This window comes from Deinococcus ficus (genome assembly GCF_003444775.1).
Lineage (GTDB): Bacteria > Deinococcota > Deinococci > Deinococcales > Deinococcaceae > Deinococcus > Deinococcus ficus.
Genome location: NZ_CP021081.1, coordinates 2,432,335 through 2,449,266, shown reverse-complemented (window position 1 = coordinate 2,449,266; position 16,932 = coordinate 2,432,335). Strand labels below are relative to the sequence as shown.

The window sequence follows — 16,932 nt, the reverse complement described above, 5'->3', positions numbered from 1 at the left end:
ATGATGGTTGCTTTCATTCTTCTCGGCGCGCTCGCCCTGGTCGGCGGGGTGCTCACCATCGCCGCGCGCAACGCCGTGCACGCCGCGCTGGGCCTGGTGTTCACGCTGCTGTGCGTGGCGGGGCTGTTCGCCACCATGAGCGCATCGTTCCTGTCGGCCACGCAGGTCATCGTGTACGCCGGCGCGATCATGGTGCTGTTCCTGTTCGTGATCATGATGCTCAACGCCAACGCCCCCGTCACCGGGCAGGACCCCGTGCCGCTGGTGCGGGAACTCGCCGGGATCGGCGGGGCGCTGCTGGCCGGCGCGCTGGTCGTCCTGGCCTTCACCTTCAAGGACCCGCAGCCGCTCGCGCAGGGCGCCGAGGCCCTGCGTGAAGGCAGCGCCGGCGCGGTCGGCGAGAACCTCCTGACCCGCTTCCTGCTGCCCTTCGAGGCCGTGAGCATCCTGCTGCTGATCGCGATCATCGGCGCGGTCGCGCTCGTGCAGCGCCCCGCCGCGCAGCCCGACGGCCTGCCCGACGACGAGACGGCCGAACTGCCGGCCGGCACCGCCGCGCCCGTCACCGCCCTCACGCCCACCATCAACACCCCCGGGGAGGTGCGCGCCTGATGGTTCCCACCACGTACTACCTGGCCCTGAGCGGCATTCTCTTCGCGCTCGGCATGATCGGCGTCCTGACCCGCCGCACCGCGATCATGGTCTTCCTCAGCGTGGAACTCATGCTGAACGCCGCGAACCTCTCGCTGGTGGCCTTCGCCCGCAGCTGGGGCGACCTGACCGGGCAGACGGCCGTGTTCATCGTCATGACCCTGGCCGCCGCCGAGGTCGCCATCGGCCTGGCGATCATCGTGTCCATCTTCCGCAAACGCGAGACCACCAACGTGGACGACCTCGCCACCCTGAGAGGCTGAAGCCCTGATGCCCCTGTACCTGCTCCCCCTGCTTCCCCTGCTGGGCTTCGCCCTGCTGATGCTGCTTCCCAAGGCCTTCCCCGGCAAGACCGGCGGCTGGCTCGCCAGCGGCACGGTCCTCGCGGCCTTTGTCATCGCCCTGACCCGCTACCTGGGCCTGGGCGGCACGCCCGACCAGGAAACCGTGATCGCCAACTGGCTGCCGAACATGGCCCTCGGCAAGAATCTCAGCGTGGGCTTCTACCTGGACCAGCTGTCCAGCGTCATGACCCTGATCATCACCGGGATCGGCTTCCTGATCCACGTGTACTCCGTGTCCTACATGAGCCACGACGCGAAGTTCACGCGCTTCTTCGCGTTCCTGAACTTCTTCGTGAGCATGATGCTGATCCTGGTGCTCGCCGACTCCTACCCCCTGATGTTCGTCGGGTGGGAAGGCGTGGGCATGGCCTCCTACCTGCTGATCGGCTTCTGGTTCAACGGCCGCAACAGCGAGGCCAGCGACCGTGACGTGCGCGAGGCCAGCGACCGCGAGGCCGTGGCGAACAGCAACGCCGCCCGCAAGGCCTTCATCATGAACCGCATCGGCGACCTGGGCTTCATGCTCGGCATGTTCCTGCTGTACAAGCTGTACGGCACCCTGAACATCCCCGAACTCGCCGCCCGCGTCGAGGGCGCCAGCGTCGTGCAGGCCGGCATCGAACTCGCCTGCCTGTTCCTGCTCGTCGGCGCGGTCGGCAAGAGCGGCCAGCTGCCGCTGACCACCTGGCTTCCGGACGCCATGGCCGGCCCCACGCCCGTCTCGGCGCTGATCCACGCCGCCACCATGGTCACCGCCGGCGTGTACTTGGTCGCCCGCAGCAACTTCCTGTATGACCTCGCCCCGAACGCCAGCATGTGGGTCGCCTGGGTGGGTGCCCTCACCGCGCTGTACGGCGCGCTCAGCGCCCTGAACCAGCACGACATCAAGAAGATCCTGGCGTACTCCACCGTCTCGCAGCTGGGGTACATGTTCCTGGCCGTCGGCCTGCACAGCTACTCGGCCGGCGTGTTCCACCTGCTCACCCACGCCTTCTTCAAGGCGCTGCTGTTCCTGTGTGCCGGCGCCGTGATCCACGCCCTGCACGAGGAACAGGACGTGCGGCTCATGGGCGGCATGCGCCGGTTCATGCCCATGACCCACCTGTTCTCCCTGATGGGCGTGCTCGCCATCGCCGGGATTCCCATCTGGAGCGGCTTCTTCAGCAAGGACGCGATTCTCGCTGCCGCCTTCGACGCCAACCCGCTGCTGTACCTGATCGGCCTGGGCGTGGCCTTCCTGACCGCCTTCTACATGGGCCGCTGGTACTTCCTGGTGTGGCGCGGCACGTACCGCGGGCACGTCGCCCACCCCCACGAGGCCGACCCCATCATGCTCGCGCCGCTGGGCATCCTGGCCGCGCTCGCCACGCTGGGCGGCTTCCTGAACATCCCCACCTTCCTGGGCGGCAACCACGCCTTCGACAGCTTCCTGAGCAAGGCCGTGCCCGTCCACGCGCATGAGATCGCGCACAGCACGGAACTGATCCTCACCCTGCTCGCCGTCGGCGCGGGCCTGGGCGGGCTCTTCTGGGCCTGGACCGAACACCGCAGCGGCCTGCTCGCGCACGGCCCGCTGGGCCGCACCAGCGCGGCCGCGCTGTACCTGAACGACCTGTACGACGGCCTCTTCAGCAACCCCAGCCGCGGCGTCGCCTACGGCCTGGACGTCGTGGACCGCGGCGTGGACGGCACCGTGGGCGGCATCGCACGCAGCGCCAGCGGCACCGGCACGGCCTTCACGTGGTGGCAGAGCGGCTTCGTGCGCGCCTACGCCGTGAGCATGCTGCTCGGCACCGCCCTGATGGTCGGCTACTGGGCCCTGAAGACCATCGGCATGGGAGGCGGCCAATAATGATTCACTGGTTTATTTTCCTGCCCCTGCTGGGCGCCCTGCTCGTGTTCCTCGCCCCCCGCCAGTGGCGGGAGGAGGTCGCCGGCACCGCCGCCGGCCTCACCCTGGGCCTGGGCCTGCTGCTGTGGCGCAGCGGCGGCACCGAGCTCTTCCGCACCAACTGGATCGAGCCGCTGGGCATCACCTACAGCGTGCAGCTCGGCGGGGTCAGCCTGACGCTTGCCCTCGTCACGGCGTTCATGACCTTCATGGCCGCCATCTACGCCGCCAAACGCGTGCCCAACCCCGGCCCCATGCTGGCCCTGATGCTGGTCATGGAGACCTTCCTGCTGGGCATCTTCTCCGCCCGCGACGCGATCCTCTTCTACGTGTTCTTCGAGGGGGCCCTGATCCCCGCGCTGCTGATGCTCGCCATCTACGGCAACGAGAGCCGCATGAAGGCCCTCGTGAAGTTCGCGGCGTACACCCTGTTCGGCGGCCTGCTGATGCTGGTCAGCTTCATCGGGTACAAGGCCATCGGCGGCAGCCCCACCTTCGCCCTGAACGACCTCCTGGCCAACCGCGTCACCGGCAGCGCCCAGACGTGGCTGTTCCTGGGCTTCCTGGCCGCCATGGCCGTGAAGCTCCCGCTGTTCCCCCTGCACGCCTGGCTGCCCGACTTCCACGAGCAGAACGACGAGAGCGGCATCCCCGACGTGATGGGCACCCTGTACAAGGTCGGCGGCTACGGCCTGTTCCTGTACGGGATCACCCTGTTCCCCGACGCCATGCGCGACCTGCGGCCCGTCCTGATGGGCCTGGGCGCCTTCACCGCCCTGTACGCCGCCTGGGTCGCCTTCCAGCAGAGCAACTGGAAACGCCTGATGGCCTACGCCGGCCTGAGCCACATGGGCTTCGTGGCCCTCGGCGTGTTCAGCCTGCAGGAAACCGCCGTGATCGGCGCCATGTACCTCCTCGCCTTCCAGAACCTGTACACCGGGGCGCTGTTCATGGCCGTCGGCATGCTGCAGGAACGCACCGGCAGCCTCAGCACCCGCGTGGGCGGCGTGATGACCCAGGCCGGCGCGCTCGGCGGCCTGACCATGGCCCTGTGGTTCGCCAGCATCGCCGTGCCCGGCCTCGCCGGCTTCATCGGTGAATTCAGCGTCCTGCTCGGCGCCTACCAGGTGCAGCCCTGGATTGCCTTCGTGGCCGGCCTGACCGTCATCGCCGCCGCCGCGTACGCCCTGACCGCCTTCCAGACCACCTTCTGGCAGGCCCGCCCGCTGGGCAGCGTGCCCGTCGCCGACCTGCGCGGCGTCGAATGGCTCGTCCTGGGCCTCCCGCTGGCCCTGGCGATCCTCTTCGGGGTGTACACCGCGCCCGCCCTGAACCTCATCCAGCCCGCCGTGAAAGCCATCCTTGCCACCCTGGGAGGAGGCCAGTAATGCTCACCGCTCCCGAAGTCAACATGACCCCCCTGGTGCCCATCCTGCTCGTGCTGCTCGGCGCGATCAGCAGCACTGTGCTGGGGTTTTTCCTCCCGCGCCGCACCCTCACCCTGATCAACCTGGGCCTGCTGGTCGCCTCGCTGGTCAGCATGGCCGTGCTCTGGGCCAACCCCGTCGCCGCGTTCGGCGGCGGCCTGCTCGCCGACCACGCCGCGCTCGGCATGGGCATGATCATCGTGGTGGGCAGCCTCATGACCCTGCTGATCAGCCTGGACACCGCCTGGCGCGCCCGGGTGTCCTTCCCCGAATTCGACGCGCTGCTCATGTACGCCATCACCGGCTGCCTGCTGATCGCCTTCTCCGGCGACCTGATCGTCATGCTGATCGGCCTGGAAATCATGAGCCTCAGCGGGTACGTGCTCGCCACCCTGCAAGACAGCCGCCGCGCCGAGGAAGCCGGCCTGAAGTACTTCCTGCTGGGCAGCGCCGGCAGCGCCATCCTGATCTACGGCCTGGCCCTGGTGTACGGCGCGACCGGCAGCTTCAACTACGGCGTGATCGCCGAGAAGATCGGCACCGTCAACGCCCTGGTGCCTACCAACACCGGCATCCTCGTCGCCGGCGCCCTGCTGCTGCTCGCCGGCTTCGCGTTCAAGGTCGCCCTGGCGCCCTTCCACCAGTGGACGCCGGACGTGTACAGCGGCGCCCCCACCAGCGTCAGCCTGTTCCTCAGCACCGTCGTGAAGGTCGCCGCGTTCGCCGGGATGCTCCGCGTGTTCGGCGGCGCGCTCGCCGACGCGCCCATGTGGGCCAGCGTCCTGCAGATCCTGGTGGCCGCCACCCTGGTCATCGGGAACTTCGCCGCGCTGTACCAGACGAACTTCAAACGCCTCATGGCGTACTCCGCCATCGCGCACACCGGCTTCCTCGCCATGTGCATCCTCGGCACACCCGAGATGGGCGGCGCCGCGCTCGCCTACTACCTGCTGATCTACACCGTCACCACCGCCGCCGTGCTGGCCATCATCGCCGCGCTGCAGCGCAGCGAGAAAGGCTTCGACATCGGTGACATGCGCGGCCTGTTCTACCGCCAGCCCGCCTACGCCGTGGCGCTTGCTCTGTGCCTCGCGTCCCTGGCCGGCCTGCCGCCCCTCGCCGGGTTCTTCGGCAAGCTGATGGCCTTCCAGGCCGCCTTCAACAACGGCTACCGCTGGCTCGCCGTGCTCGCCGCCCTGACCAGCGTGGCCTCGCTCGTGTACTACCTCAAGCCCGCCATGCTGATGTTCATGCCCGACCGCACCCCCGCCCGCGAGTACGCGCACGGCGTCCGGCCCGCCACGACCTTCACGGTCGGCGCCGCCATCGCCGCCACCGTGCTGCTGGGCCTGCTGCCCAACCTCTGGTACGGCCTGGTCGGCCGCCCCGACATCTGGCAGCGCCTCACCGGCCAGTAATGACTGAGTGAACCCAGACGGCAGGGCCACCCTTCACAAGAGGGTGGCCCTGCTTCATGGTTTCCGCAGGGCGTGCTTGCGCAGGTAGCGCTGGCGGCCGGCGGCCTCCACCAGCGCCTGCGGGGTGGGAATGTCCGGGCCGAACGCCGCTGCCCCCACGTTCCCGCGCAGGACCACGTCCTGGTACGGCAGTTCGTTCACCTCGGCCTGCAGCGCCTCGGCCAGCCGCGCCACGTCCGGCTGGCCCACCCCGTTCAGGAGCAGGGCGAACTCGTCCGCGCCCCAGCGGAACTGCCGGTCCCCGCGCCGACCGTACCGGCCCAGGCGCCGCCCCAGGTCCCGCAGCACGGCGTCCCCGGCCGCGCGGCCGTACCGGTCGTTCACCCCCCGGAATCCACTGAGGTCCAGCAGGATCAGCCCCCCGGACCGGCGGCGCGCCAGGACTGCGTTGAACGCCTGACGGTTCCCGTACCCGGTGAGCGGGTCGCGCCGCCCGGCGGTGCGCAGCGTCCACTGCCGCTCCAGCAGGACCAGGGTGTTGCCCAGCACCGCGCACAGCGACAGCGTGACGCCCGGGAACAGCACCCCGGCCGGCCACAGCGCGGCCCCCAGCCCCAGCAGCCCGAACGCCGCCGCGTGCCCCCACAGGCCCCGCGCCCACGTGACCAGGGCAGTGACCAGCATGGCGCCCAGCACCACCACCCAGGCGGGCAGGGGCGTCAGCGGCGGGCTCAGCAGGCTCTGCACTGCCCGCGCCTGCATGAACACCGCCGGCATCGCCCGGCCGGCGGTGTCCTGCACCCGCGCCGCCCCGGCGGCCGTGAGCCCCACGATCACGACGCGGCCCTGGACGGCCCCGGGCGCGACGGCGCCGTTCACCACCTCCCGGAACGCGATCACCGGGAACGGCGTGGCCGGAATGCGCAGCAGATAGGGCTCTGCCATGGGCGGCCACCGCGCCCCGGCCTGCTGCGCCAGCAGGGCAGCAAACGCCGGCGTGACCGGCCCGGCCGTCTCCCTCATGCCCGCTCGCCCCCAGCGGACCAGGCCGCCCGGCCCGGCGTTCAGGGCGTCCACCCCCCACACCGCCCGCTGGCCGGGCCGGGGCGCCGGCAGTGGCCAGCCGGCCGGTACGGCCAGCACCGCCTCCGGGAACGCCTGCGTGCCGGCGAGGGCCGCGTCCAGGTCCTCCAGCGGGAGATCCAGCCCCACCCCGACAGCTCCGGCCTCCAGCAGCGTGGCGACCACCTGCGTGTACAGCTCGGGCGGCCACACGCCCAGCCTCCCGTAATCCCACAGCGCCCCCTGATCGATGGCGACCACCGCCACCTGCGGCGGGGCCGGGTCCGGCCGGGCGCGGTTCAGCGCGTCCCACAGCCCCGCGTCAGGGAGGGGAAGGGCGGCCAGCGCGGCCGCCAGCAGGGCGCCGGCCGGCACGGTCAGGCGGGTCAGGGACGGCTCAGGGAAGCGGGACGGGGCGCGCAAGGCCAGCCTCACTCCAGGCGGTTCGGGGGGCGTTCAGGGGTGAGCGCCGCGTCCGCGTGCAGGCCGGACCCGGGACCGGCGGGGCGGCCCGCGGGGTCCGGCGCGGGCGGGCGGGACGGAACATCGCCCCAGTGTATAGGGCCGGCCGGGCCCCTGCCCACGCGGCGCCCGCCTTGCCCGGGCCCGTCATTTCCCCGGGCGGGTATACTGCGGGGCGTGCTTGTTGCCCTTCAGGACGCCATCAAGGAGTACGGCCCGGTCACTGTGCTGGACGGGGTGACGTTCGCCGTGCAGCCCGGCGACCGGGTGGGTCTGGTGGGCCGCAACGGCGCGGGGAAAAGCACCCTGCTGAAACTCCTGACCGGCGAGATCCACCCGGACGGCGGCGTGGTCAAGCGTGGACCCGGCGTGCGCGTGCGCAACCTGATGCAGGACCCGGTGTTCCCGGAGGGTGCCACGGTGGACAGCGTCCTGGACGCCGCCTTCCATGACCTGGACGCCCTGGAACGGGAACTGCAGCAGGCGGCCGAGGCGATGGGCAGCGGCACGCCCGAGAGCGTCCTGAAGCATGAGGAAGTGCTGGAGCACTACATCCGCCGCGGCGGCTTCGAGCGCCGCAGCCGCCGCGAGGCGGTGCTGCTCGCCTTCGGGTTCCGGGGCCGCGAGGCGGAACCGGCCTCGGCGCTGTCCGGCGGGGAACGCACCCGGCTGGGCCTGGCCGCGCTGCTGGTGGAGAACCCGGACGTGCTGCTGCTGGACGAGCCCACCAACCACCTGGACATCGTGATGGTGGAGTGGCTGGAGGGTTTCCTGGGCCGGTACCCGGGCGCGGTGCTGGTGATCAGCCACGACCGGCAGTTCCTGGACACCGTCACGAACGAGACCGCCTACATCCGTGACGCCGGTCTCAGCGTGTACAAGGGCAACTACACCACCTTCCGCGAGATGCTGGACCTGGAACTGGAACAGCAGGCTGCCCGCCACGCCATCGAGAGCAAGCAGATCGCGCAGCTGCAGGCCAGTGCGGACCGCATGAAGATCTGGGGCCTGGGCATGAGCAAGCTCGCCCGCCGCGCCAAGGCCATGCAGGCCCGCGTGGACCGCATGCAGTCCCGCGCCACCTCCGCGCCCCCGCCCGAGCAGCGCACCACCCGCATCACCTTCCACGCTCCGGAAAGCGGCGAGATCGTCCTGGACGCCCGGCACCTCACTCGCACGCTGGGTGACCGGACGCTGTTCCGGGACGTGAACGTGCAGGTCCGCCGCGGTGAGCGCATCGCCATCATTGGCCGCAACGGCGCGGGGAAGACCACGCTGCTGCGCACCCTGCTGGGCCTGGACCGCAGCGACGACCCCCGCACCCGCATCCTCACCGGGGCGCGCGTCACGGTCGGGTACTACGACCAGGCGCTGCGCGGCGTGGAACCCCACCAGACGCTGTACGACGTGGCCCGCGAGTACGTGCAGAAGGACCACGAGGCGAACAACCTGCTGGGCACCTTCATGTTCCCGTACGACCAGCACGACAAACCCGCCCGCATCCTCTCCGGCGGGGAGCGCGCCCGGCTGGCCCTGCTGAAACTCGCGCAGGAGGACCACAACCTCCTGATTCTCGACGAGCCGACCAACCACCTGGATATGGAGATGGTGGAGGCGCTGGAGGACGCCCTGAGCGCTTACACGGGCACCCTGATCATGGTCAGCCACGACCGCGCGTTCATCGAGGGCCTCGCCGAACGCATCTGGCTGATTGAGGACGGCCAGCTCCACGAGTACCCCGGCTGGGCCGACTACGCCGAGAAACACGCCGCGTTCAAGGCCGCGCAGGAGGAGGCCGCCGCGCCGAAAGCCGAGGTGAAACCCCCTCCTGCCCCGGCCGTGAAAGGCAAGGGCCTGTGGCACCTGAAACGCGAGGTCGAAGCCCTGGAGGCCGACATCGCCCGCCTGGAAGCGCAGCTGGAAGACGCCCAGGCCGCCCTGGCGAACGCCGCGCCCGACGCCGACTTCGTGAAACTCGGGCAGGCCGCGCACGACCTGGAAGCCACCCTGGAGGAGAAGATGGTCCAGTGGGGGGAGAAGCAGGCCGAGGTCGAGGCGAAAGGCGGATAAGGCCCACCGCTCCAACGCTCGCACTGAAAAGCCCCGTCCGGACATGGACGGGGCAGTGTTTTACATCGGGACCGGCGCGGGGACCGGCATGCCCGGGGTGTCCGGGTTGCGGGTGGGGTCGGGTTCCGGCATGCCGGGCGTGTCCGGGTTGACGGGCGGGTCCATGATCGGGCCGGTGTCGTCGCCTCCCGGAAGGCGTTCAGGCATGGGGGCGGGCTGGTCGGTGGGTTCGCTGGCGGGCGCGGGCGGTCGGTCGTACGGTCCGGTCATGGGGTCAGCCTCCTCGGGGTGAGGGATTCAGTCTGCCGGGCGTTCGTGCGGGACCGGACAGGACAGCGTCAAGAAACCTTCACCGGTACTCCACGAGCAGGGGCCGGTGGTCACTGCCGGGCACGTTCAGCACGGCGGCGCGGGCGGCGGTCAGGTCGCGGCTCAGGGCATGGTCGATCCGGAGTTTCAGGCTGGGGAAGGTCCAGCCGGGGCCGCGGCCGGCCTGGTCGTGCGCGTCCGGGCCGAAGGTGCCCAGCAGCTGGCGGTACACCAGGCCGCGGGGCGGGGTGTTCAGGTCCCCGGCCAGCAGCAGGGCGTTGCCTTCTTCCTGCGCGGCGATGCGTTCCAGCACGCGGACCTGGCCCATGCGGGCGGTGCGGCTGCGTTGCAGGCGGGCCAGGTCGCCCTGCAGCAGGCTGGAGAGCATCACGGTGCCCAGGTGGGCGTTGATGACACTGAGGGGACGGCCCTGCCAGCGCACGCGGGTGAGCAGCACGTCGCGGTTGTTGGCGGGCAGGTCGTGCCACTCGCTGGACAGCACGGGCAGGCGGCTGAAGGTGGTGACTTCCTTCGCGCGGATCATGGCGTACCCGGGCAGCGCGGCCTGGAGGGTGCGCAGGTCGGCGGGGCGGATCAGGTTCGATTCCTGGAGCAGCACGAGGTCCGCGTCGGCGGCCTGGAGCGTCCGGGCAACTTCGGCAGCGGCACCTTCGGGGAGGGTGCGGGCCACGTTGTAGGTCAGGAGGCGCAGCGGGCCGGGGCTCTGCGGGCGCCAGTGCAGCAGCCCGGCGCCCCAGGCGGCCAGCAGCGTGCCCGCGAGGGCTGCCGCGAAGCCGCGCCGCCGGCCCAGCGGCCACAGCAGGACCAGCGGGGCGGGCAGCAGCCACAGCAGGGGCGGGGCGTAGGCGAGCAGCAGGGTGGGCCAGCGGCTTTCCCCGACGATTTCCGAGAGTGCCCATACGCCTGCAACGAGCAGCAGATATGTCCAGGCGACGCGTGAAGCGAACATTCCCCCAGCCTGTCACAGGGGCCTGAGTGGCGCGTCCGCCGGATTTCTGGAGTGCCGTGTCGCCGGGGTTCCCTCGGCGACCAGCTGCCCGCTCACGATGATCCCGATCCGGTCCGCGCCTCCAGGACGTGACGCGTACAACTCTCCCGTCGGAACATTCAGCGACACGTCCCGCACCGCTGTCCTTCCTTCGAACGTCTCGCTCTGATTTCGGAGTTCCAGCGATGGCGGCTGAACTTCAGATTCCGATCTTGTGGCGACTCGCTTGATGAAGAGGATGGAATCGCACAACACGCCCTGGCCTGAGATGGTTCAATGGAATATTGTTCGTCTTGATGCTACAGGTAGCCTTCGTGCTTTTTGGCTTCTTCTTGTTCTTTCTTCCGGCTGGCTGGATTACCGAATACTATGAAATAAAGAGCTGGTCAAGTGCGCCTGCTGTGGTTGAGAAATTTACGCATGGGAATAGACGATGCAACCTGATTTATAGATATACGGTGGAAGATAGGGAATATGAGGGAAACCGAATTGCTATTGTGTCCTCCGGCGTATCTACGCATGGAAGGCAGCATCAATGTCGAATGCTTGCTCGACATGAACTGCCTGAAAAGGGAGACATTATTCAGGTTAAATATGATCCGGATGATCCTGCGCGCTCCGTCTACCTTGACTCATTCCCCACGTTGGCGCTGTGGTCGATTCTTGGGTTTTCTGGAGTTGTGTTTCTTCTGGCGCGGTCAATCAAGAATGGGAAGTCTTCCGGTTAGGTTGGAAGTCATGCACTCTCTAGCAATGTGACAAAAGAAAGACCAGGCCGCGATGTCTTTGCGGCCTGGTTCAAAAATGTTCGCTGGCTACGTCCCTCAGCGCCACTGGGCGGCGACCTCGCGGGCCTCTTCCTGCCGGGCCAGTTCGGCGCGCTGCACCTGCGCGATCGCGTCGGCCAGGGCGTCTTTCAGGTCGGTCAGCCCGATGTTCTTCAGCGCGCTGACGGGAATGCCGCCGGTGCGTTCCACCTCGCGAGCCAGGGTGTCCGGGTCGGCGGCGTCGGCCTTGTTCAGGGCGATCACGGTGGGCATGTCCGCGAAGCCCAGGTCCTCCAGGATGCGGTTCACGGCGTCCAAGCGGGTGTCCGCGCCGGGGCTGGCGGCGTCCACGACGTGCAGCAGCACGTCCGCGTCGCCGATTTCCTCCAGGGTGGCCCGGAACGCCCGGGTGAGGTCCTTGGGCAGGTCCCGGATGAAGCCCACGGTGTCGGTCAGGACGACCTGGCCCACGCCGGGGATGTAGCCCTGGCGGCTGGTGGGCCGCAGCGTGGCGAACAGCTTGTTCTCGGCGAGCACGCGGCGGGGTTCCTCGGCGGCGTGCGTGAAGGCGTTCAGCAGGGTGCTCTTGCCGGCGTTGGTGTACCCGACGATGCTCACGACCGGCACGTCGTTGCGGGCGCGGCCCTTGCGGCGTTCCTCGCGGCGCTGCGACACGCCTTCGAGCTGCTTTTCCAGGAAGCTGAGGCGGTCGTTGATGCGGCGGCGGTCCAGCTCCAGTTTCGTTTCCCCGGGCCCGCGCGTGCCGATGGCGCCCCCGGCGGCGCTGCCGCCCGACCCGCCGATGCGGGAGAGCTGCGCGCCGGCGCCCAGCAGGCGGGGTTTCATGTAGCGCAGCTGCGCCAGCTCCACCTGCAGACGGGATTCCACGCCCTGCGCGTGCAGCGCGAAGATGTCCAGGATCAGCTGGGTCCGGTCGATGATCTTCAGGCCGGTGGCGGCCTCGATCTCGCGGGCCTGCGCGGCGCCGAGCTCCTGCCCGAAGATGAGCAGATCGGCGTCCAGGTGGTAGGCCTTGCTGGTCAGCTCTTCCAGCTTCCCGGCGCCGACCAGGGTGCCGGGCTTGAGGTTGCGGCGGTACACCAGTTCGCGGTGCACGACCTCCGCGCCGGCGGTGCGGGCCAGTTCGGCCAGTTCGTCCAGGCGGTCCTCGGCGTCGAATTCACCCTGGTCGATCTGCACCAGGATGGCGCGTTCGCGGTCTTTTTTCGCCTCGCGGGTGCGGGCGGCGCGGGCGATTTCCTCTTCCAGCGCCGAGACCTGCGCGCCCAGGTCGAACTCGTCGATCAGGTGGCTGGGCACGGGCGGGAGGATGCGCCAGTCCTCTTCCTCGCCGACCGTGCCGGGGGGCGTGAGGTGCGCGGTGTGCACCAGGCCCGGCTGGCCTTCCTGCCGCACCTCGATGGCGCTCACGGCGTCCAGGCGCCTGAGGAACAGCGTGGAGAGGTCGCCCTTGCTGAGGGGACCGCCCTTGGGGTGGGCGTGCAGCAGGTGGAAGCCGGAGAGGCGGTTTTCGCCCATGCGCAGGTCCGGGAACTCGGTGCCCTTGGCGTCGGCGACGCTGACGCTGATGACGCGCCCGCGCCGGTCGATCAGGACGCCCACCTCGCGGCGGACGTCGTGCGCGAGTTCGGCGAGGTTGCGGGCCAGTTCGGGCGAGCCGACGCGGCCCGGGTCGATGCGGCGGCGGTAGAGGTTGCCCAGGGATTTCAGCTGCGCGGGCCGGAGGCCCGAGGTGTTGCCGTGCACTTTATCTATGGTCAGTCACTTCCTTGTCAGGCTGCCCGGCCGGCCCATGGGCGCCAGCAGCGTGAAGAGACGAAATGGTGTGGGTTGCCGGCGCAGGAGCAGTGCTCGACTCACGCCATCCGGAGGCCACCCTGATGCTGGGGTCTGACCTGAGGTCATGCAGGGTCAGTCCAGGCCGAGGCATCGGCCTCCCTGAACGTTCACGCGTCCGGTCATTGCCTCCCAGGGTACGCCTGGGGGCCGGAGCGAACGTGTGCAATCACAGAAAAATCTTGATCATCGTGCTCCCAGAGTAGGGGAGAGCGGCGCAGGCGGAATCCGCCGGGTGGCTTAGCGCGGGCGCCCTCCGTTCAGGCTGGACCGGCCCACTAACTTGATACAGCTAGACTAAGATCACCTGCTTATTGTACACGAAATCCACCCCGAAGACCACCCCCGGGGAGCCCGCGCGGGCCGCCTGCGCTACGCTCCCAGGCGGATCGACCTGTCTCGTTGATCTGGTGCCCGCCCCCGCGCCGGCATCAAAGGAGGACCACCCATGACCGCATCCCCCCCCGCCCCGGCGGGCTTTGACCGTCGCTACGACGTGCAGGGCCTGGACGCCATCGACGTCGCCATCCTGGACACCTTCCCCCTCACGCGCGAGGACGACCTACAGCGCTACCCGGGGCAACCGATGGAGATCGAGATCGTCACCGACGAATTCAGCCCCGTGTGCCCCTGGAGCGGCCTCCCGGACTTCGGCCGCCTGGAGATCCGCTACCTGCCGCGCGACCGGTGCGTCGAACTCAAGAGCCTGAAGTACTACCTGACCAGCTACCGCTTCGTGGGCGTGTACCACGAGCACGCCACCCGCCGCCTGCTCGCCGACCTGACGAAGCTGCTCGACCCCCTGAGCCTGACCATCCGCTGCGACTACGGCATGCGCGGCGGCCTGAACACCGTCTGCACCGTGAAGTACGTGGCGGCCGACCACCCGCAGGCCGGCCAGTGAGGATCGTCCTGACCGCCCTGTACCTGGGCGCGGTGGTCGCCGCGAACCTCCTGATCGCGCACTTCGGGCCGGCCGCCGCGCCGGTCGTGGCGTTCGTGTTCATCGGCCTGAACCTCGCCACCCGCGACCGCCTGCACGACCTGTGGGGCCCGCACGTGGCGCGCAACATGCTGCTGCTCGTCGCGGCCGGCGGCGCGCTCTCCTACGCCCTGAACGCCGGCGCAGGCCGCGTGGCGGTCGCCAGCATGCTCGCCTTCGCCGTCAGCGAGGCCGGCGACGCCCTGCTGTACCACGCCCGCCGCCACCGCCCCTACCTGGAGCGCACGAACACCAGCAACCTGCTCGGCGCCGCGCTGGACAGCCTGATCTTCCCCGTCGTCGCGTTCGGCGGGTTCCCGGTGGGGATCATCGCCCTGCAGTTCATCGCGAAGGTCGCCGGGGGCCTCCTCTGGAGCGTCGTGCTCCGCCCCCGCGTCCACGGGCCGGTCCCGGCGCCCTCGGCCTGAGCAAGTCGAGCGTCAACGGCCGCCCCAGGCAAATCCGGGGCGGCCGTTCAATTCAGACTGGCTCTCCCAGCACCTGCGCCAGCGCGAAGCGCGACCGGGCCACCATGCCGGGGTTCGTGTGCAGGTAGTACGGAATCTCCGCCGTGGCGATCGACAGCGCCCACCCGCGCCCCCGCGCCCAGGTGGCGTCGTCCACCTTCAGCGCTGATCGGAACGCCGCGCGGGCCGGGGCGTCCAGCCAGTTCCACGCCACCGCCAGTTCGGCCGCCGGGTCCCCCACCTTCAGCGATCCGAAATCGATCACGGCGCTGAGCTGCCCGCCGTGGGCGAGCAGGTTCCCGGACTGCAGGTCGCCGTGCAGCCATACCGGCCGCCCGGTCCAGTCGGGCGCGGCCAGGGCCGCCTCCCACGCGCGGAGCAGGGCGGGGCGGTCCAGGTCGCCGGGCAGCCGGGCCACGTTCTCGCGGGTCCAGGCGTCCCGGTTGCGCAGGGGCGCCCCGCGTTCCAGGGACGCCGGGTCGGCGTGCGGCGCGCCGGTCGTGTCGCACGCCTGAAGCGCCCGGACGAAGCCCGCCAGGGTCCGGGCCGCGCCGGGCAGGTCCGCCAGTGCCTCGCGGTGGGCCGGTTCGCCCGGCAGCCAGCGGTACACGCCCCACATCCACGGGAAGCCCTCGCCCGGCTGGCCCAGCGCGAGCGGCTGCGGCACGGCCAGCGGAAGGTGCGGGGCCAGCCGCGGCAGCCAGCGCAGGTCGTGCTCCGTCTGACCGGCCGCGTCGGCCGTGCGGGGCAGCCGGGCGGCGAGGTCCGGGCCCAGGCGGTACAGGGTGTGGTCACTGCCCGCCGAGGCGAACACCTGCACCGGGTGCGCCGCCCACTGCGGGAACTGCGCCGCGACCAGCCGGGCCACCAGCGCCGTGTCGGTGGGGAACTCGTGCTCGTGCAGCCGCGCGGGCGCGTCCGGGGATTCGGGGGTCATCGGGGTCAGGGTAAGGCCCGTCCCGGAAACTGAGCCGGATGACGTACCCTGACCGCATGACGCCGGAACTGCTTCGCGAGGCCCTGCGGGAGGTGCTGTACGGCCCGAGCGTAACCTTCGGGTTCAGCGCCGGCCTGTTCAGCGACCCGGAGACGGGCCTGCTGCGCACCGCGCACGCCTTCACGTTCCCGCAGGCGCAGCAGGCCGCCGGGCCCGGCCGGCCCGCCGCCGCGCAGGTCGTGATGCACCTGCGCCAGCATCTGGAGCACGCCGCCGCGCAACTCTCGGACCCGCACGCCCTGCGCCCGGACGAACCGGACGCCTGGGACGCCCAGCGTCTCACGGAGGCCGGCTGGCGCGCGGAACTGGTGGCGCTGGCCCGCGCCGGGCAGGGCCTGTACGACGCGCTGTTCGGCGCGCTGGACGCCGAGGCGCTGCGCGTGGCGCACGGCGCGGTCCTGCACGCGGCGTACCACACCGGCGCGCTGCGCTTTCACCTGCGCAACCTTCAGGCCGAGCCGGCCGGGTGACGCCCCCCGGCCCCACCATCCCCCTGATCGCGCAGGAACTCCGCGCCCTGGCGATCAGCGGCCTCGCGTACGGGCAGAACCCCTACGACGTGGACCGCTACCGCCGCATCCTGACCCTCAGCGCGGCCCTGGCCACCCTGGACGCCGGCGTGCCCCGCGCCCGGGTGGAGGCCGCGTACCTGAGCAGCCTCGCGCAGACCACGCCCCTGCTGGCCGTGGAGGCCGTGGTCGTCCGCGGGGAGAGCGTGCTCCTGATCCGCCGCACCGACACCGGCCTGTGGGCGCTGCCGGGCGGCATGGCCGAGGTGGGGGAGACCCCCGCCGGAGGTGCCGAACGGGAACTGTTCGAGGAGACCGGCCTGAGGGGCCGCGCCACGCGCCTGCTCGGCGTGCTGGACGCCCGGTTCGCGCCGAACCGCCACGGCCTGCACCTGATCGCGCCGGTGTTCCTGCTCGAGGCCGAAGGCGACCCGCGCCCCACCCTGGAGGCCCACGAGGCCGCCTTCCACCCCTGGAACGCGCTGCCGCCCCTGCACCCGGGCCACGAGCGGTCCCTGGCTCTGGCCCGGGCCGCCCTGGCGTCCGGCACCCCGTTTTTCGACGCGGAACCGGCCCGCACCTGGGACGCGCAGGAGAACCCGGCGGGTGCCGTGCCCGGCCAGCCCCGCCACTGGAAGGTCCGGCTGGCGCGGCTGCTGGTGCGCGGGGGCGGCTGGCTGTTCCTGCGCACCGGGCACCGCTGAGCGGCC

General features: G+C 70.4%; 16 protein-coding genes. 11 read left to right on the top strand and 5 right to left on the bottom strand.

Going from position 1 to position 16,932, the window contains the following annotated elements:
* Genes DFI_RS11995 through DFI_RS11975 form a run of 5 tightly spaced genes read left to right on the top strand, consistent with a single transcriptional unit; the run spans position 1 to position 5,731 of the window.
* Positions 1–612 carry an NADH-quinone oxidoreductase subunit J family protein gene (locus DFI_RS11995; RefSeq protein WP_027463462.1) on the top strand — a complete coding sequence of 204 codons (612 nt, stop codon included), beginning with the start codon at positions 1–3 and terminating at the stop codon, positions 610–612.
* Positions 612–914 carry an NADH-quinone oxidoreductase subunit NuoK gene (gene nuoK, locus DFI_RS11990; RefSeq protein WP_022801075.1) on the top strand — a complete coding sequence of 101 codons (303 nt, stop codon included), beginning with the start codon at positions 612–614 and terminating at the stop codon, positions 912–914. Before DFI_RS11995 ends, nuoK begins: the two co-directional genes overlap by 1 nt.
* A gap of 7 nt (positions 915–921) precedes the next feature.
* Positions 922–2,847, top strand: coding sequence for an NADH-quinone oxidoreductase subunit L (gene nuoL, locus DFI_RS11985; RefSeq protein WP_027463461.1), 1,926 nt, complete (start codon positions 922–924; stop codon positions 2,845–2,847).
* On the top strand, positions 2,847–4,274 hold the full coding sequence (locus DFI_RS11980; protein WP_027463460.1) for an NADH-quinone oxidoreductase subunit M: 1,428 nt from the start codon (positions 2,847–2,849) through the stop codon (positions 4,272–4,274). Before nuoL ends, DFI_RS11980 begins: the two co-directional genes overlap by 1 nt.
* The gene (locus DFI_RS11975; protein WP_022801078.1) at positions 4,274–5,731 is read left to right on the top strand and encodes an NADH-quinone oxidoreductase subunit N; all 1,458 of its coding nucleotides are present in this window, start codon (positions 4,274–4,276) and stop codon (positions 5,729–5,731) included. The genes DFI_RS11980 and DFI_RS11975 overlap by 1 nt, the downstream gene beginning before the upstream one ends.
* 54 nt (positions 5,732–5,785) lie before the next feature.
* On the opposite strand, the gene DFI_RS11970 is transcribed toward DFI_RS11975, so the two are convergent.
* Complete coding sequence (locus DFI_RS11970; protein WP_027463459.1) at positions 5,786–7,216, bottom strand: CHASE2 domain-containing protein; 1,431 nt, start codon at positions 7,214–7,216, stop codon at positions 5,786–5,788.
* A gap of 216 nt (positions 7,217–7,432) precedes the next feature.
* Here DFI_RS11970 and DFI_RS11965 point away from each other — a divergent pair, with 216 nt between their 5' ends.
* Entirely contained in the window at positions 7,433–9,325 is a 1,893-nt protein-coding gene (locus DFI_RS11965; protein WP_027463458.1) for an ABC-F family ATP-binding cassette domain-containing protein, read from the top strand.
* A gap of 60 nt (positions 9,326–9,385) precedes the next feature.
* Here DFI_RS11965 and DFI_RS11960 read toward each other — a convergent pair whose 3' ends face one another.
* Both DFI_RS11960 and DFI_RS11955 read right to left on the bottom strand, forming a co-directional pair.
* Positions 9,386–9,595, bottom strand: coding sequence for a hypothetical protein (locus tag DFI_RS11960; RefSeq protein ID WP_027463457.1), 210 nt, complete (start codon positions 9,593–9,595; stop codon positions 9,386–9,388).
* A gap of 79 nt (positions 9,596–9,674) precedes the next feature.
* A complete protein-coding gene (locus DFI_RS11955) occupies positions 9,675–10,604 on the bottom strand; it encodes an endonuclease/exonuclease/phosphatase family protein (RefSeq protein WP_027463456.1) in 930 nt (309 codons plus the stop codon).
* 323 nt (positions 10,605–10,927) lie between these two features.
* Here DFI_RS11955 and DFI_RS11950 point away from each other — a divergent pair, with 323 nt between their 5' ends.
* Positions 10,928–11,371: a DUF3592 domain-containing protein gene (locus DFI_RS11950; protein ID WP_081425895.1), complete on the top strand. Its 444-nt coding sequence runs from the start codon at positions 10,928–10,930 to the stop codon at positions 11,369–11,371.
* Between the two features lie 96 nt (positions 11,372–11,467).
* Here the strand turns inward: DFI_RS11950 and hflX are convergent, their stop codons facing one another.
* Positions 11,468–13,177 carry a GTPase HflX gene (gene hflX / locus DFI_RS11945; RefSeq protein WP_027463455.1) on the bottom strand — a complete coding sequence of 570 codons (1,710 nt, stop codon included), beginning with the start codon at positions 13,175–13,177 and terminating at the stop codon, positions 11,468–11,470.
* Between the two features lie 538 nt (positions 13,178–13,715).
* Here hflX and queF point away from each other — a divergent pair.
* Together queF and DFI_RS11935 are read left to right on the top strand one after the other, a co-directional pair.
* Positions 13,716–14,171 carry a preQ(1) synthase gene (queF, locus tag DFI_RS11940; protein WP_027463454.1) on the top strand — a complete coding sequence of 152 codons (456 nt, stop codon included), beginning with the start codon at positions 13,716–13,718 and terminating at the stop codon, positions 14,169–14,171.
* The gene (locus DFI_RS11935; RefSeq protein WP_211235358.1) at positions 14,168–14,677 is read left to right on the top strand and encodes a VUT family protein; all 510 of its coding nucleotides are present in this window, start codon (positions 14,168–14,170) and stop codon (positions 14,675–14,677) included. The genes queF and DFI_RS11935 overlap by 4 nt, the downstream gene beginning before the upstream one ends.
* 52 nt (positions 14,678–14,729) lie before the next feature.
* Here the strand turns inward: DFI_RS11935 and DFI_RS11930 are convergent, their stop codons facing one another.
* Entirely contained in the window at positions 14,730–15,653 is a 924-nt protein-coding gene (locus DFI_RS11930) for an aminoglycoside phosphotransferase family protein (protein WP_043778615.1), read from the bottom strand.
* 56 nt (positions 15,654–15,709) lie between these two features.
* Here DFI_RS11930 and DFI_RS11925 point away from each other — a divergent pair, with 56 nt between their 5' ends.
* Positions 15,710–16,183: a hypothetical protein gene (locus DFI_RS11925; RefSeq protein ID WP_027463451.1), complete on the top strand. Its 474-nt coding sequence runs from the start codon at positions 15,710–15,712 to the stop codon at positions 16,181–16,183.
* Positions 16,180–16,926 (top strand): NUDIX hydrolase N-terminal domain-containing protein, encoded by a 747-nt coding sequence (locus DFI_RS11920; RefSeq protein WP_051307972.1) that lies wholly within the window; start codon positions 16,180–16,182, stop codon positions 16,924–16,926. The genes DFI_RS11925 and DFI_RS11920 overlap by 4 nt, the downstream gene beginning before the upstream one ends.
* Positions 16,927–16,932: the final 6 nt, after the last annotated feature.